Source organism: Bifidobacterium [indicum] DSM 20214 = LMG 11587 (assembly GCF_000706765.1).
Lineage (GTDB): Bacteria > Actinomycetota > Actinomycetes > Actinomycetales > Bifidobacteriaceae > Bombiscardovia > Bombiscardovia coryneformis.
In genome coordinates, this window is sequence record NZ_CP006018.1 from 1,470,705 (window position 1) to 1,486,094 (window position 15,390).

The window sequence follows — 15,390 nt, forward strand, 5'->3', positions numbered from 1 at the left end:
AGTGGGCGCGGCTCACTGCCCGTAGCAGGGCCTAGACTGCGTATCCGCATCAGTGAAGCCTATGCGCCGGCTTTTTGGTGAACGCGCCCAGTATCCAGGTATACGGTTTCGTCGGGGTGTTCGGTGACCGAGCACTCGGCGATGCAGATGACGACCGCCGACCCAGAACCGAAACACCCCGAATCAGGTCCTTCAGAACTTGATGCTGGGAACCACGAAGGGCTGGTTGATGCCGCCATGCATGAAGAAGGCGACGACAATGGCCAGAAGGCTCAGGACCAGGCCAACGATAACCAGGGACTTACCCCGGTGCCGCCCTGTACTCCGGGCCGTGAAGAAACCTATCAGGGAACAGAGCACACCCAGGGCACCAAGACACAGGGCCACCAGGTCAAGCTCCTTGAAGACCGATGCCAGGAGACTGATCACGCCCAGCACCAGACTGATGATGGCCATGGAACTGACGGGGTGCTTCTCGGTTTCCTCCTTGACGACCACGGTCTCCTTCTGCACCGTTTCCGGGTTCCTGACCTGGTCTTTTTCATCTTGTTCACTCATGTTCTACCCCTCTCTCCTAGAGCCGCCGAACGTCTGAGCGGCCCATCTAGGCACCATGATATGACCAGGAAAGGCGGCGATGGTGCTACCACACCCGAGCGGGGGCAGAATCAGGTTTCACTCATTCCAAAGCGCCCCGGTGGATGCTCAACAGATACTGTTTGCACCTACGTGCGGCATGACTTGACTGGATCCGATCGGCAAGGAGCTCGAACCAGCGTCCCTTATGACGATCGATGGTGAGGGCGAATAGGCGGTCGCGGATAAGATCGATGGCCAGGCAGACCATGAAAATCAAAAGAACCAAAGCCAGGGAGTAAACCACGGCAGCGTCTTGCCCCCATACCTTCCGAATATCGAAGCGCCCCCAGAGCAGAGCCCTGACCGGCGGGTAGTCATGCATGAGGTAAACCCCGAAGGTGCCCTTGGCGAGATAGTTAATCAACCGACTCCTGATGTGGATGCGATCCGCAACCAGAAGCGCCCCAAAAGCGATAAGCAGGAGGGGCAGCTTGCTCTCCCGATTGATGTAATCGAAAATCATCGGAGGAAACCCGCCATGGGTGAACGTCCGCATCCAATCACCAAACAAAATCAGGCCAAGGACCGCCGCGGACCCAAGGCCGACCATTGACCAGCCCAGTGTTTTCGATGCCTTTTTCAAATACCACCGATAGTACGAGATAAGCAGGTATTGGTAGATGAAACTCACAAATGTAGAAGCCAGGAAACCAACGTAATCATTGGGTGTCAGTCCATAGATAAGACCCCAGACCACCAGCAGAATCACCGCCAGGTAGCCGTGCATACGTTGCCCCATCTTGCGCAGCCCCACAGTCACAAACGGATAGAAGAGGAGGAAGAGAGCGTAATTGGTCGGATACCACCACAGATTCGAAATCAGGGGGAAGACGGAGTAGACAATCTGCGACCGGGAGATGTCCTTGCGGTCGAACAGGACGAGCCCAAGCATCAGCAGAAGACTGTAGAAGAGCATCTGCCGCTCCAGCACCCAAATGCGCTTTAGGGATTTCCTGGGGCTCAAATCACGGTTTTGACAGAGAAACCAGGCTGATATGCCGAAGAAGATGTCCACACCGACCTTGCCCAAGGGCAAGAAGCAGGTATATATGAACTGGCTGACCGAAGCGGGCTCGTCATATACGGGAAAGGGGTTGTGAACCACATAATGGTGCAGGATTATCATGTACATGGCAAGGAGGCGCAACAGCTCGAAGCTGGAGTTCCGGACTTCGCCCGATGAACCTCGAACCCGGCCAGAGGATGATTCCTCGGATTCTGTCACCATATGCACTTCCCTTCTCACCGTCGGATATTGTATCAACCTCCCTGGGTATGCAATTGGGAGTATCTCTCCTTTAACCAGATGAGGTACCTGCTCCTACAAGTTTTTCTTCCCTACCTCCTGAACCGTTCAGACCTTGTCGAAATGGACATAGACGCATGGTCTGGCATCCAGGTTAGAAGTATTGGAGGGACAGGGAGAGTCACGGATTACGGGGAAAAGGATAACCAGCCCGATTGCCCCTGTCACGGTCGAGACGACCGCGGCACCGAACCTGTACATCAACAACCACACTACGTGGCGGATTACAAGGCCCGGTGCCGGGCCATCGCCGAGTACCTCTACTTGCGGCTCTTCCCTCATATCTCTCAGCCGTAGCAATGCCCTCGCGGGCATCGTTTCGAGGCATATCTTCGGCTTTCCCTCGTGTGCCAGGAACTACAAACCCCTTCGCCGTCCCCGCGTCTGTTGTGGACGTGTCGTCCCCAAACGGCTTCTCCACCCGTTGGCGCGCGTCTGAATACAGACAGGTTCCCAGAGCATGGGCCAGAGGGGTATTGGTCGAATCAACGGTATCGAGCACCGCGATAAAAGACACAACACCACTGCGCAGCGATGCCGATGGTTGCCACTCGGTATTCTGATGAGGCGCATCCCTAACTATAAGTCATGCACGGTCACCGGAAACCGGGAATCAACAAAACCGGTCATTCAATTTGATACTTTTTTCACAAATCATGTGTCCTTTTGAGCAAATCGTACCGACGGGAGACACCACCATCTCAGGATTGTGGTCCAAAGGTAGAATTGCATGGTTCAAACCACACGCTCCATCCACAAGGGGGACCACTTGGCAGCAGACACAGGCACCAGCGCCAACTCTCTGCGTGACCATCGGAATTCTCCCGGCACCATTCTGGGCCGGGTGCTGGCCTTTCTCATCTGTCTCTGGATAGCCTGGTGCACCTCGGTGGGTCCTATCTACCGCCGCAGCGGATCCATGGCCGAGTTCGGCTGGCAGAATGCCCTGATTCTCCTGTGCGCTTTGGCCGTTTGCCTGGGCCTCGTCGCCTTGGTCAGACACCTTCTCTACGGCGGTGAGTCTCCCCTGTCCATGTTGAGGAGATCGGATGGAGCCGTTGGAAAGGCCATCAGAACAGTCCGAGACTCCCTCTCGGGACGGAAGCGACTTCGGTCCGCAGGCAGGGCCTACCGGTCTTTTATCATGCGGCAGACCCGGGGATGGAAACCCATCATGTGCCTCCTGGTCATCGGATGGTCCTGGGCCCTGGTGACCCTGCTGGCAGCCTACGGAGCCGACCTCTATGCCCAGATTGCCGAATGCTCCAACTGGATTCTGCAGTTGCGCGGTGACGTGCCCCAATATGGTGGCAACGCCTTCACCCAGATGGACGTCTACCCCATCGGCCACTACCTTTGGCCGTCCGAGCCGACCTTCCTGACCGACCAGCACAACCTGGTCCTGACCTTCTTTTACGGGATGACGGCCCTGGCCTCCCAGCGACTCACTGGTTCATATGATGCGGGAATCGTTCTCCTGGCAGGCCTGCAACTCGTTTTCGGGGCCTTCTGCTGTTCCGTCACAGCCGACCGGTTCTTCACAGGAGGGCACCCGGACGACAGCAGCTGCCATATGACCTCGGCAGTGACGGAACCCGGTGCCTACCGGGCGGGACCCCTGGCCCGGACCCTGGTCATCCTCTTCTTCCTTGTTTGCCCCTTCAACGTCTTCAGCTCAATCAGCCTGACGAAGTCCCCCCTCTTCGCATTCTCCTTCGTCTGGTGGTTCGGCATCTGGTACCAGACCATCAGACAGGACGGGGCCGGCAACCACCCCTTCGCCAGCCCCAGAACACTTGTCGGTCTGGCTGTCAGTACCCTGATTATGCTGATCAGCGCCAAGTACGGCATCTACATTGTCATCGCCCAGATTGCGCTGGCCTTGATTATGCTCCGCCGGTACTGGAAGACCTATCTGATCTGCCTCCTCCTGCCCGCCATGGCCTTCACGGCCCTGGTCAGTGGCCTGGAAGGGGCCGGGCACGTCATCAAGGGCGACCCGATAGAGAGTAAGAGCATCCAGCTCCAGCAGGTGGCCAGAGTAGCCAGAGTGGACCCGTCTGGCATCGACAGTCAGACCAGACAGGACCTGGACCCCATCCTTGACCTGGATTCGGCCGCTTCCAACTACACACCCTGGGAGGCCGACCGGGTCAAGTCATCCGGGAACCAGCCCAAACTGATTGTCTACAAGTGGCGCACGGTCACGGACGACCAGATGAAGAAGTTCAACAAGGCCTGGCTCAACCTGGCCAAGGGGCACGCCGTTCCCTACCTGGATGCCCTCATGGCCGAGTGCTACGGCTACTTCGACGTCAACGATTCGGCCTATGTGGCCATGTCGTATTACCTGAACAACTCCTACGTCCAGGAGTCCAGCACCTGGATTCAGTACTGGTGCCGCGATTGGAGGAACGGTGTCACTGGTGCAGCCAGAACCTGGGCCAGCATACCCGTACTGGGCTGGATAGCCCAGGGGAATTTCTGGGTGACTCTGGCTCTGATTCTGATTGCCGCCTGGCTGAGCGCCGGGCGATGGCGCCACCTCCTCGAGTTCCTTCCCCTCCTGCTAATCATGGGGGTCATGGTCACGGCACCGGCCAACAATTTCGAACGCCACATGCTTCCTGTGGCCATGGTCGTACCATTCCTGATACTGGCCATGTCCTGCGAACGCCGACACGTCCTTACCGGAGCCAATCAGGACGATTGCTCTCCGGACCGGGAAGGAACTCGGAGGAACTAACCGCCTTGGCACCAGGACCGTGGTGAACCTTCTGAAGTCCTCGGCAAAACAGCAGGTGTCAGCACCCGAGCACGGTCGGCAACCGGAAGCAGATGAGGTCGGAGCCGGAAAACACACGGCGGGCAACAAAAAGGACGGAAGGCCGTACAGCCTTCCGTCCTTACGATATCTATGCCGGGAACACGCCCCGAGCACCCGACTCAGAGCAGGGCGATGTCCAGGGGAACACCGGGGCCCATGGTCGTGGTCAGGGTGGCCTTGGTGATGTAGCGGCCCTTGACGGTGGCCGGCTTCATGCGCTTGACTTCCTCATCAACGGCGTGGAAGTTCTCGGCCAGGGCCTTCTCGTCGAAGGAGACCTTGCCCACGGGGAAGCTCAGGTTGCCGTTCTTGTCGACGCGGAACTCGATACGTCCGGCCTTGATCTCGGAGACGGCCTTGGCCACATCCATGGTGACGGTGCCGGTCTTGGGGTTGGGCATAAGGCCACGGGGACCGAGGACGCGGCCCAGGCGGCCGACCTTGCCCATCATGTCGGGGGTGGCCACCACGGCATCAAAGTCGAGGAAGCCGCCGGCGACCTTGGTCACCAACTCGTCATCGCCGACCACGTCGGCACCGGCCTCGGTGGCAGCAGTTGCCTGGGGGCCACGGGCGAAGACCAGAACACGAACGGTCTTGCCGGTGCCGTTGGGCAGGCTCACGGTGCCACGGACCAGCTGATCGGCCTTACGGGGATCGACGTTCAGCCGGTAGACGGCCTCGACGGTCTCGTCAAACCCACGCTTGGGCATGCCCTTGAGCAGGGCCAGACCCTCTTCGGGGCTGTACAGGTTGGTACGATCGACCTTCTCGGCCGCTTCGCGATACTTCTTGGAACGCTTGGTCATCTGCTTCTCCTATCAGCAGTCGCGGTGCGGGCAAGCGTATGCCCTACCGCTCACAACAATTTCAGTCGGTGACGGTGATGCCCATGGAACGGGCGGTGCCTTCGATGATCTTCATACCGGCCTCGATATCGCGAGCCGAGAGATCCTCCATCTTGGTCTCGGCAATCTCGCGGACCTGGGCCTTGGTGACGGATCCCACCTTGGTGGTCAGCGGGTTGCCGGCACCCTTGGCCACGCCAGCGGCCTTGCGGAGCAGGTCCGCAGCCGGCGGGGTCTTGGTGATGAAGGTGAAGGAACGATCCTCATAGACGCTGATGATGCAGGGGATGACCTGACCCATCTTGTCCTTGGTGGCATCGTTGTACTGCTTGCAGAAGTCCATGATATTAACGCCATGGGAACCCAGTGCAGGACCCAGCGGCGGAGCAGGATTGGCCTTGCCGGCCTCAATCTGCACCTTGATCAGCGCGGTGACTTTCTTCTTTGCAGCCATTGCTGGTTCTTCTTTCTATGGAGCGGTGATGTCGGAGGCCTGAGCCTCCTCCCGCAACTTGTTCTTTCCACATGCACCCCCTACGGGGCACACAAGCTTGTTGATTATGACACGTACCGACGACCGCAACCGGTCAGGGCCGACATTGCGGTCAGGAGATCTTCTCGACCTGATCGAAGCCCAACTCAACCGGGGTGTCACGACCGAAGATCGAGACCAGCACGGTCAGCTTCTGTGTGGTCGGCTCCACATCGGAGACCACTGCGGCCATGGTGGCGAAGGGTCCGTCGGTGACGGTGACCTGGTCGCCCACGGCGTAGGAGACCTCCACGGTACGCTTCTTGGCGGCCTCGGGCTTGTCGCCTGCAGCCTTCAGGGCCTCGGAGGCAATCATCGGGGCCATCATACGCACGACTTCCTTGCGGGACAGAGGCGCAGGCTCCTTGCTGGGGCCGACGAATCCGGTGACACCTTCGGTATCACGAATGATGCGGCGGGCGTTCTCGTCAGGCCACATACGGATGAGCACGTACCCGGGAACCCTGACGCGGGTGACGACCTTCTTGCCCTTGTCGGTGTGCTTCTCGACCTCTTCCATGGGAATCTCAACCTGGAAGATCTGGTCTTCAAGACCGAAGGACACGATACGGGACTCGACGTTGGCCTTTACCCGCTTCTCATACCCGGAATAGGTGTGGAGAACGTACCACTTGCCTTCGAGCGTGCGCAGCTTCTTGGAGAACTCATCAACGGCCTTCTGCCCGGCATCCTCCTGATCGGCGGTATCCGCGTCCGCGGACTCCGGCGCCGATTCATCGGCCTGGCCACCCTGGGCCTGGTCGGTGGCGGGGGCGGCATCATCCTGAGCCGACTGGTCGACAGGCTGATCCTGAATCGGGGCAGCACTCTCCCCCTCGGCAACGGCCGGGACCGTATCCTGCGGTTCCTGGGCCAAATCGTCGCCCAGACCCTCAGTCGTCAGATCATCACTCATGGATTACTCCACCTTCTACCTTGTTTCGCTTCAGCCGAATATGAGGAAGACCAGTTTACCCAGTCCGAAGTCCAGAGCAGTCACGAAGAGCATGAGCAGGAGGACGAAGATGAAGACCGCCACGGACCAGCCCAGGAGCTCTTTCCCGGTAGGCGCGACCACCTTGCGAATCTCATCGATGACCTGTTTGATGAACAGACCGATACGCATGAAGAAGTTTGGCTTGTCTTCTTTCTTTGCCATGGTCTACTGTCCTTCACTGTCGTGCACTGCCGGCTGCAACACTTAGCAGGGAAGGCGGGACTCGAACCCACAACCTACGGTTTTGGAGACCGTTGCGCTACCAATTGCGCCACTTCCCTATCGGAACTTCTCTCAACAGTACTCGAAGGAGACGAAACCGCCTCCTCTATTGGGAGAAAAACCGCCAAATCGCTAGTTTAGCCCAAAGGGTGGCCTGAGTCCAACCGCGTGCCGTCATCGTACCGGCAAGACCCCGAATCAAGCTCCGATCCACGCCTGGAACCGTCGCATCCCCTCGGCCAGATCCTGGTCGGACAGGGCATAGGAGAAACGCAGATGGCCCGGGGCCCCGAAAGCCTCTCCAGGCACTGCGGCCACATGGGTCTCCTCCAGGATTGCGGCGGCCAGGTCGGACGAGGTCCGGCTGATGGTCCCATGAGGCCCAAGCGGGCGGTTCAGGAGACCTGTTACATCAGGGAAGGCATAGAAGGCGCCCTTGGGCTCAGGGCACTCGACCCCCGGCACCTGATTCAGGGCGACCATGATGGACTTCCGGCGGTGGGCAAAGGCCCTGCCCATGGTCTCCACCGCGTCCATGGGACCCTGAATGGCTGCCAGGGCGGCTCGCTGGGAGACATTGGCCACGTTGGAGGTCATGTGCCCCTGGAGCTTGCCTGCCGCCTTGGATACCGCGGTCGGGGCCACCATCCACCCGACACGCCATCCGGTCATGGCGTAGGTCTTTGCCACCCCGTTCAGGACAATCAACTGGTCACGCAGCTCCGGCACCAAGGCACCCGGATAAGGAGTGTGAGCGCCATCGTAGGTCAGGTGCTCGTAGATTTCATCACTGACGACCCATATGTGATGTTCCAGGGCCCACTGGCCTATGGCCCTGACCAGATCATCATCCCAAACGACCCCCGTGGGGTTGGAAGGGGTATTGACGATGATGGCCTTGGTTCGCTCGGTCCTCGCCGCCTCCAGTGCATCCAGGGAGGGAAGGTAGCCCTGATCGGCTCCGCTCAGGACCGGTACCGGCTCCCCACCGGCCAGGGTGACCATTTCGGGGTAGCTGGTCCAATAGGGGGCGGGGATGATGACCTGGTCTCCCGGATTGAGCAGTATCTGGAAGGTCTCGTAGACGGCCTGCTTGCCGCCGTTGGTGACCACCACCTGGTCGGGCGTCACGGCATAACCCGAGTCGCGTTCAGTCTTGTCGGCTATGGCCTGACGAAGTTCAGGCAGGCCTGCCGTGGGTGTGTACCGGTGATTGCGCGGGTCCAGGCAGGCCTGCGAGGCGGCACGGGCAATGAAGTCCGGAGTGGGGAAGTCGGGCTCGCCCGCCCCGAAGCTGATTACATCGATTCCCTGGGCCTTCATGGCCTTGGCCTTGGAGTCCACGGCCAGGGTGGCACTGGGCGCCACGGAATCGATACGGTTGCTTAGGGTCTGCCATTCAGCCATGCTCATGGTTCCCATGGTACCGCCGGAGCCGCGGTTTCCTCAGATAAGGACCAGGGAATCCCGGTGGACCAAGGGGTGGGCGAAATGCGCCCCCTGCCTTCTTCGAAGGTCCGCTGTGGTCATGCCCAGCATCTCCTCCGCCTCCTCGGAGTCGTATCCTGAGAGCCCCTTTGCCAGCCGGGTACCGGACCGGTCCCATATCCAGACCGGGTCGCCGGCCGAAAAACCGCCTCTGATACTGACCGTTCCCGCTGCCAGGAGACTGGCACGACCACCACGAATTGCCTCGGCCGCGCCCGCATCCACCACATACCCCCCCTGAGGGAGGGATGCGTACTTAATCCAGAGTCTGTTCGAAGACCCCCGTCGATGTATCGGAGCGAAGAGGGTGCCTACACGATCCCCGGCCAGGGCCGGCCCGGCCTGGTCGGCCCTGGCCAGGACCACGGGGATTCCCGAGGAAGCGGCCATTCTGGCGGCATCCAGTTTGGTGGTCATCCCTCCTGTGCCCAGGCCCGAGGAGGACCCAGCCGCATCAACCTGATTCATGGCCTCGTCCACATCGGGGACGAATTCGATCCGTCTGGCCTCCGGATGACTCGGAGGAGCGGTATACAGCGCATCCACATCGGTCAGCAGAACCAGGGCGTCGGCACTGACGATGTTGGCGATCAACGCCGAAAGGCGGTCATTGTCACCGAATCGGATCTCGTTGCTGGCAAGAGCATCGTTTTCGTTGATTACGGGGATGACCCCCAAATCAAGCAGGCGGCAGAGGGTCCGCCGGGCGTTGCGGTATTGAACGGCCAGGGTGGTATCGCGGGCCGTAATCAGAATCTGACCGACCTTCAGTCCCCGTCTGGCAAAGGCGGCCTCGTACCGGGCCATGAGGAGTCCCTGGCCCACCGAGGCTGTGGCCTGCTGGGTGGCCACATCATCGGGCCGCGAGCGGAAACCCAGGGGCCCGAACCCGGCTGCGATGGCTCCAGAGGTCACCAGGACCAGCCTGGCCCCATCATTGGCGGCCGATGCCAGGGCCCCGACCAGCGCATCCAGGCGGGTGGGGTCCAGGTGCCCATCGGGGGTGGTCAAGGAGCTGGAACCCACCTTGACCACTATCGTGCAGGCCTGGGCCACCCTGGCCCGGATTTCATCCTGACTGGGCGCGGCCATGGCTGCTCAGTCCTCTTCCTCGGCCTGGTCCGCCCGATCGTCGGCTCCAGGCCGACCCAGGAGCCCTTCCAGATCGTGGGGATCGTCGGCCACGGAGGGGTCAGCCCAGTGACCGGCCTTGCGCTCCTGATCCATCACTTCACGCACGGCCTGGCGGGCATCCATCATCCGGTGGTACTCTTCGCGTCGCTGGCTGTTGGTCCGGCGTCGGGTGCGCCCCTCGGTCTCCTCCAGGCGAATATCCTTGCCTCGGGCGATCTGGGGAGTACCGTCCAACATCTCGGCACCGGCTGCGATGGTCGGGTCCCAATCGAAGGCCATGGCGTCATCCCCGGGTCCAATCCTGACCTCATCACCGGGCCGGGCGCCTTCACGCCGCAGTGCGTCCTCGACTCCCAGACCGGCCAGGCGGTCGGCCAGGAAGCCCACAGCCTCCTCGTTGTCGAAGTTGGTCTGACGGACCCAGCGTTCCGGCTTCTCACCACGAACCTGGAACCAGTGCTCCCCGTTGCGGTTCTGCTTCCGCTCCACGGTGAATGCACCGTTGGCGTCACCCCTGCGGCCCTTATGGGTTTCCAGGGGGCGAATGACCACCCTGGCCTCCTCCTCAGCGGCCTGGGCCTTGAGCTTGCCACGCAGGTGGGCCACCAGGGCGGCCAGGTAGTAGCCCAGTTCGTTGAGCCCTTGGTGGGAGGCGGTGGAGACCACGAAGACCTTCAACCCCATGCGCTCGAATTCAGGGCGGACAAACTCCGCCAACTCCCGGGCCTCGGGCAGGTCGGCCTTGTTGAGAATGACCACCCGGGGGCGCTTCTCGATAGGGATAACCCCCAAGGGCAGCTCCAGCTGATCAGCGTACTTGGCAAGCTCGTCCTCCAGAGCGCGGTAGTCGCTGATCGGGTCCCTGTCCGACTCCAGGGTGGCGCAGTCAATCACATGGGCGATGATCTCGGTTCGCTCAATGTGGCGAAGGAACTCCAGGCCCAGACCCTTGCCCTGCGAGGCACCGGGTATCAGCCCGGGAACATCGGCCATGGTGAAACGCTCATCCCCGGCCTGGACCACACCCAGATTGGGAACCAGGGTGGTGAAGGGGTAATCGGCGATTTTGGGCTTTGCCGAGCTCATGGCTGCCACCAGGCTGGACTTGCCGGCACTGGGGAAGCCCACCAGGGCCACATCCGCTATCGACTTGAGTTCCAGGACCAGGTCCCTGTCCTGACCAGGTTCACCCAGGAGGGCGAATCCGGGTGCGCGCCGGGCCTTATTGGCGAGTGACCGATTACCCAGGCCGCCGATGCCGCCCTGGGCGGCAACGAACCGGTCTCCCGGATGATTCAGGTCGGCCAGTCGTTTGCCGGGAAGTTTGGTTTCACCCTCGCGTCCTTCGGCGGTGAACACCACCGTGCCCACCGGAACCGGCAGAATCAGGTCCTGGCCACGGCTGCCGTCCTTGTCGCCGCCGAGACCCATGGTGCCCGAGTCGGCCTTGCGGTGGGGAAGGAAGCGGTAGTCCAAAAGGCTGGTGGCATTGGTATCGGCCTCCAGAATGACCGATCCACCATGCCCGCCGTCGCCACCGTCAGGTCCCGCCAGTGGCTTGTACTTCTCACGACGTATGGAGGACGCCCCATTCCCGCCGTCGCCACCCTTGACATGGACGGTGACACGATCCACGAATGCACTCATTCCAACCAACCTCTATGCTCTCCGACCAAGCGGTCGCCGTCCGAATAATGAAAAAAGCCGCGTCCTTACCGGGCGCGGCTGAAGTCTTGAAGCCAGCTCAGGCCGTGACGACGTCAACGACCTTGCGGTCACGACGCTCGGCAAACCTGACCTCGCCATCCACCAGTGCGAAGAGGGTGTGGTCCTTGCCCAGACCCACATTCTGACCGGGGTGGAACTTGGTGCCACGCTGACGGACGATGATGTTGCCCGCCACGACGGCCTCGCCGCCGAACTTCTTGACACCCAGGTACTGAGGATTCGAATCGCGCCCGTTCCGAGAGCTGGACGCGCCCTTCTTATGTGCCATGTCTGGATTCCTTTCCTAAGCTCTTCGACCCTAATCAGGCAATGGCCGTGATCTTGACCACGGACAGCTTCTGACGGTGACCCTTGCGGCGTGCAACACCGGTCTTGTTCTTGAACTTCTGAATGTTGATCTTGGGGCCCTTGGCCTCATCGTCCACAATCTCGCCCTTGACGGAGATCTTGGCCAGATCCTTGGCGGCCATGGTCACCTTGGCTCCATCGACGACCAGCGCGACCGGGAACTCGACCGACTCGCCCTTCTTGGCGCCCAGACGGTTGACCTCGATCAGGTCACCGACCTGGACCTTCTCCTGATGGCCTCCGGCCTTCACAATCGCGTACATAACCCTACCTTGCCTGTTTGTCTAAAGCTGAGCGTGCCCGCAACCTCAGTCCGAACACCAGCTAACTACTATATAATCAAACACTCTGCATCGTCAAATGCGTTCACCCGATCGCAAAACGGGTTTCAGCTTACGACTCCTTGTCGACATCCAGCGGATTCGTGGCCTCCATCTCGTCATCGTCCTGCACGTCCTCGTCTGCAGCGGCCTGGGCGGCTGCCGCGATCCTGGCCAGCTTGGCCTTGACAGCGGGGGTGGAACCGGTGGTCGTGCTCTCCTTGGCCGGCGCATTGTGGCTGTGCTTATTGGTCTTGACGAAGGGATCCCCGCCCTTGACGGCATAGGGGTCGTCGTAGGAGGCGGAGATGGTCGGTTCATCATGGAGGATGAACCCGCGCCCATGGCAGGTGGGGCACTCCTCGGAGAAGGCTTCGACCAGGCCCTGGCCCACCCGCTTGCGGGTCATCTGGACCAGACCCAGAGAGGTGACCTCGGCCACCTGGTGCTTGGTGCGATCCCGGGCCAGGCACTCCACCAGACGGCGAAGCACCAGGTCGCGGTTGGCCGGCATGACCATATCCACGTAGTCGATCATGATCATGCCGCCGATGTCGCGCAGACGCAGCTGGCGGGCAATCTCCTCGGAGGCCTCCAGGTTGCACCTGGTCACGGTCTCTTCCAAGGACTTGCCCCTGCCGATGAATCGTCCTGTGTTGACATCGATGGTGGTCATGGCCTCGGTACGGTCGATGACCAGGGAACCGCCGGAGGGCAGGTAGACCTGACGCTCCATTCCCTTGCGCAGCTGGCTGTCGATGCCCCACTTGTCGAACACGTCCTTGCCTTCATGCTCGGACGGGTCCCACCCCACCAGTTTGTCCCTGAGATCGGGGGCCATGGTGTCCAGGTAGTTCTCGACCCGGTCATAGACCCGATCGCCCTGGACGACAAGACTGGCGAAATCATCGTTGAAGATATCCCGCACCACACGGATGGCAACATCGGGTTCGCCCTGAAGGAGCTTGGGCCGCTTGCCGTGCAGGAACTCCTTGCGCTTGGACTCGATCTCCTCCCACTGGCGTTGGAGGTTCTCCAGGTCCTTGGTCAGGGCCTCCTCGCTGGCACCATCGGCCGCGGTGCGGATGATGACCCCCATGTCCTTGGGGGCGATACGTGAGATGATTCCCTTCAGACGGGAGCGCTCATGGTCGGCCAGCTTACGGCTGACGCCGGTCATGCCCCCGGAGGGCACCAGGACCAGGAAACGTCCGGCCAGGGTCACCTGGGAGGTCAGACGGGCACCCTTATGCCCGATCGGATCCTTGGTGACCTGGACCAGGACCGGATCACCGGACTTGAAGGCCAGCTCGATACGTCGAGGCTGCCCCTCCAGACGGGTGGTGTCCCAGTTGACCTCACCCGCGTAGAGAACGCCGTTGCGGGCCTGTCCGATATCGACAAAGGCCGCCTCCATGCTGGGCAGGACGTTCTGAACCCGCCCCAGGTAGACGTTGCCGACCGTGGAGACCTCCTGTATGTCGGAGACATAGTGCTCCACCAGGATGTCGTCCTCGATGACCGAGATCTGTGTGTGCTGTTCCTTTTCACGCACCACCATGAGCCGGTTTACGCTCTCACGGCGGGCCAGGAAGTCCTGCTCCACCAGCTGGGACTGGCGCGAACGCTCACGACGGTTGTCGCGGCGGCGCTGCTTCTTGGCCTCCAGGCGGGTGGACCCCTCGATATCCGTGATTTCGTCGATGTACTGCTGCTTGCGGGAGCGCCGCGTACCGCCGGTCTCCTCGCTTTCGGAATCGGAAGACTTGGAGCCGCGCCTCCGCCTGCGTCGACGGGTCAGCCCCCCTTCTTCCTCCTCTTCACTCTCATGGTCGCGCGAGCGGCGATTGCGACGAGAACCGGACTTCTCGGTTTCGTCCTCATGGGTGCGCTCACCCTTGCTGCGACGACGTCGCCTGGAAGAGCGGGAGGTGACCTCCTCCTCACTCTCGTCCTCATCGTTGATGAAGGTGATGCCCTCATGGTCGAGGTCCTCCTCGATCTGCTCCACCTCATCGGCGGCACGACGCTCCTCGGCGTTAAGCCTTCGCGACCGACGGGATCCCGATTCGGAACGCTCCTCGTCCTCTGCCAGAGACTCACGGTCGATGGCATTGCGGGAGCGGCGGCTCCTGGATCTGCGGGATGACCTGGTGGGCGCCGGTTCTTCGTCATCCTCCATGACGGGCTCGTCATCGTCATCCTGCACCACCGGAATCACCGGCTCCTGGAAGAGGAGGGAGGTCATGGGCCGGGCCGGTGCCGACTGGGACGAACCGGAACGAGACGAACGGGACCGGGACCTGGTCGACCTGGACTTGCGGTCCTGATCATCATCCCCCGGATCGGTACCGGTCAGGGATTCCACGGCCTCCAGAGCACGTTCCTGGCGGTCATCCCGCTCGTCTTCGACATCACGGCCAGCGCCGGAACGGCTGCGGGAACCGGATTCAGTCGATTCCGAGGCCTTGGCGCGGTTTGACCTGCGGGACCTGGTCTGCACCTTACGGCGCCGGGAGGTAGGTGCCTCCGCGTCCTCTTCGGTCACATCCCTGTCCAAAGCCTGCGATTCACTCAGGCCCGGTTCCTGTTCCGGATCATTCCTGTGTGACCGGCGACGGGAAACGGACTCCGAACGGGTATCCCCACCATCGTCCTGGACCTTGACACGGCGACGACGCCCCTTGTCGGAGGCCGCCTCCTCATGCTCATCGGCCTCGACCTGGACGGGCACATGGGCACCGGCCGCACCGGCCACGCGCACCACGCGCCTGCCACTGCGGCGGCGCCGAGTTGTTCCCTTTTCGGCTTGAGGCTGGTCGGACGCCTGCTGACTGGTCTGCATTGAGTTTGCTGAGGAGTCTTCCTGACTGTCCTCGTTCTTGTTCCTGGGCACTATGCTCCTTGCGGCACGCTGACTCGAACCGCGCTCACGGCTCCGACACCCTGTCACGCCACACTCTCACTGTGGCCGCCCACCCCGGGGGTGCGCAGGTCGGTA

At 61.2% G+C, this 15,390-nt stretch carries 13 protein-coding genes and 1 tRNA gene; 1 reads left to right on the forward strand and 13 read right to left on the reverse strand.

Features of this window, described 5'->3' with window-relative positions:
• Positions 1 to 192: 192 nt before the first annotated feature.
• Together BINDI_RS05955 and BINDI_RS07200 are read right to left on the reverse strand one after the other, a co-directional pair.
• Positions 193 to 558, reverse strand: coding sequence for a hypothetical protein (locus tag BINDI_RS05955; RefSeq protein WP_033490715.1), 366 nt, complete (start codon positions 556 to 558; stop codon positions 193 to 195).
• A 121-nt stretch (positions 559 to 679) separates the two neighbouring features.
• A complete protein-coding gene (locus tag BINDI_RS07200; RefSeq protein WP_052108866.1) occupies positions 680 to 1,867 on the reverse strand; it encodes an acyltransferase family protein in 1,188 nt (395 codons plus the stop codon).
• Between the two features lie 808 nt (positions 1,868 to 2,675).
• Between BINDI_RS07200 and BINDI_RS05970 the strand changes: the two genes are divergently transcribed.
• On the forward strand, positions 2,676 to 4,691 hold the full coding sequence (locus tag BINDI_RS05970) for a DUF6020 family protein (protein WP_052108868.1): 2,016 nt from the start codon (positions 2,676 to 2,678) through the stop codon (positions 4,689 to 4,691).
• A gap of 200 nt (positions 4,692 to 4,891) precedes the next feature.
• Here the strand turns inward: BINDI_RS05970 and rplA are convergent, their stop codons facing one another.
• The 11 genes from rplA to BINDI_RS06025 all read right to left on the reverse strand — a co-directional run bounded on the left by rplA (position 4,892) and on the right by BINDI_RS06025 (position 15,234).
• Positions 4,892 to 5,581: a 50S ribosomal protein L1 gene (gene rplA / locus BINDI_RS05975; protein WP_033490719.1), complete on the reverse strand. Its 690-nt coding sequence runs from the start codon at positions 5,579 to 5,581 to the stop codon at positions 4,892 to 4,894.
• 61 nt (positions 5,582 to 5,642) lie between these two features.
• Entirely contained in the window at positions 5,643 to 6,074 is a 432-nt protein-coding gene (gene rplK / locus BINDI_RS05980) for a 50S ribosomal protein L11 (protein WP_033490721.1), read from the reverse strand.
• 151 nt (positions 6,075 to 6,225) lie between these two features.
• Positions 6,226 to 7,068 (reverse strand): transcription termination/antitermination protein NusG, encoded by an 843-nt coding sequence (nusG, locus tag BINDI_RS05985; RefSeq protein ID WP_033490723.1) that lies wholly within the window; start codon positions 7,066 to 7,068, stop codon positions 6,226 to 6,228.
• 30 nt (positions 7,069 to 7,098) lie between these two features.
• A complete protein-coding gene (gene secE / locus BINDI_RS05990) occupies positions 7,099 to 7,311 on the reverse strand; it encodes a preprotein translocase subunit SecE (protein ID WP_033490724.1) in 213 nt (70 codons plus the stop codon).
• A gap of 46 nt (positions 7,312 to 7,357) precedes the next feature.
• Positions 7,358 to 7,430, reverse strand: a tRNA-Trp gene (locus tag BINDI_RS05995).
• A 139-nt stretch (positions 7,431 to 7,569) separates the two neighbouring features.
• Positions 7,570 to 8,778, reverse strand: coding sequence for a pyridoxal phosphate-dependent aminotransferase (locus BINDI_RS06000; protein ID WP_033491015.1), 1,209 nt, complete (start codon positions 8,776 to 8,778; stop codon positions 7,570 to 7,572).
• 39 nt (positions 8,779 to 8,817) lie between these two features.
• A complete protein-coding gene (gene proB, locus BINDI_RS06005; protein WP_033490726.1) occupies positions 8,818 to 9,951 on the reverse strand; it encodes a glutamate 5-kinase in 1,134 nt (377 codons plus the stop codon).
• A gap of 6 nt (positions 9,952 to 9,957) precedes the next feature.
• On the reverse strand, positions 9,958 to 11,640 hold the full coding sequence (gene obgE, locus BINDI_RS06010) for a GTPase ObgE (RefSeq protein WP_033490728.1): 1,683 nt from the start codon (positions 11,638 to 11,640) through the stop codon (positions 9,958 to 9,960).
• A 97-nt stretch (positions 11,641 to 11,737) separates the two neighbouring features.
• On the reverse strand, positions 11,738 to 11,989 hold the full coding sequence (gene rpmA, locus BINDI_RS06015) for a 50S ribosomal protein L27 (protein ID WP_033490730.1): 252 nt from the start codon (positions 11,987 to 11,989) through the stop codon (positions 11,738 to 11,740).
• Positions 11,990 to 12,023: 34 nt separating this feature from the next.
• Complete coding sequence (rplU, locus tag BINDI_RS06020; protein ID WP_033490732.1) at positions 12,024 to 12,332, reverse strand: 50S ribosomal protein L21; 309 nt, start codon at positions 12,330 to 12,332, stop codon at positions 12,024 to 12,026.
• A 130-nt stretch (positions 12,333 to 12,462) separates the two neighbouring features.
• On the reverse strand, positions 12,463 to 15,234 hold the full coding sequence (locus tag BINDI_RS06025) for an Rne/Rng family ribonuclease (RefSeq protein WP_081830883.1): 2,772 nt from the start codon (positions 15,232 to 15,234) through the stop codon (positions 12,463 to 12,465).
• Positions 15,235 to 15,390: the final 156 nt, after the last annotated feature.

Bases quoted from the DNA above. Each gene is read 5' to 3' on its own strand.
- proB (WP_033490726.1), bottom strand. From the start codon at position 9,951: ATGGCCGCGCCCAGTCAGGATGAAATCCGGGCCAGGGTGGCCCAGGCC.
- rplU (WP_033490732.1), bottom strand. From the start codon at position 12,332: ATGTACGCGATTGTGAAGGCCGGAGGCCATCAGGAGAAGGTCCAGGTC.
- nusG (WP_033490723.1), bottom strand. From the start codon at position 7,068: ATGAGTGATGATCTGACGACTGAGGGTCTGGGCGACGATTTGGCCCAG.
- secE (WP_033490724.1), bottom strand. From the start codon at position 7,311: ATGGCAAAGAAAGAAGACAAGCCAAACTTCTTCATGCGTATCGGTCTG.
- BINDI_RS06000 (WP_033491015.1), bottom strand. From the start codon at position 8,778: ATGGCTGAATGGCAGACCCTAAGCAACCGTATCGATTCCGTGGCGCCC.
- rpmA (WP_033490730.1), bottom strand. From the start codon at position 11,989: ATGGCACATAAGAAGGGCGCGTCCAGCTCTCGGAACGGGCGCGATTCG.
- BINDI_RS05970 (WP_052108868.1), top strand. From the start codon at position 2,676: ATGGTTCAAACCACACGCTCCATCCACAAGGGGGACCACTTGGCAGCA.
- rplA (WP_033490719.1), bottom strand. From the start codon at position 5,581: ATGACCAAGCGTTCCAAGAAGTATCGCGAAGCGGCCGAGAAGGTCGAT.
- BINDI_RS05955 (WP_033490715.1), bottom strand. From the start codon at position 558: ATGAGTGAACAAGATGAAAAAGACCAGGTCAGGAACCCGGAAACGGTG.
- rplK (WP_033490721.1), bottom strand. From the start codon at position 6,074: ATGGCTGCAAAGAAGAAAGTCACCGCGCTGATCAAGGTGCAGATTGAG.
- BINDI_RS06025 (WP_081830883.1), bottom strand. From the start codon at position 15,234: ATGCAGACCAGTCAGCAGGCGTCCGACCAGCCTCAAGCCGAAAAGGGA.
- obgE (WP_033490728.1), bottom strand. From the start codon at position 11,640: ATGAGTGCATTCGTGGATCGTGTCACCGTCCATGTCAAGGGTGGCGAC.
- BINDI_RS07200 (WP_052108866.1), bottom strand. From the start codon at position 1,867: ATGGTGACAGAATCCGAGGAATCATCCTCTGGCCGGGTTCGAGGTTCA.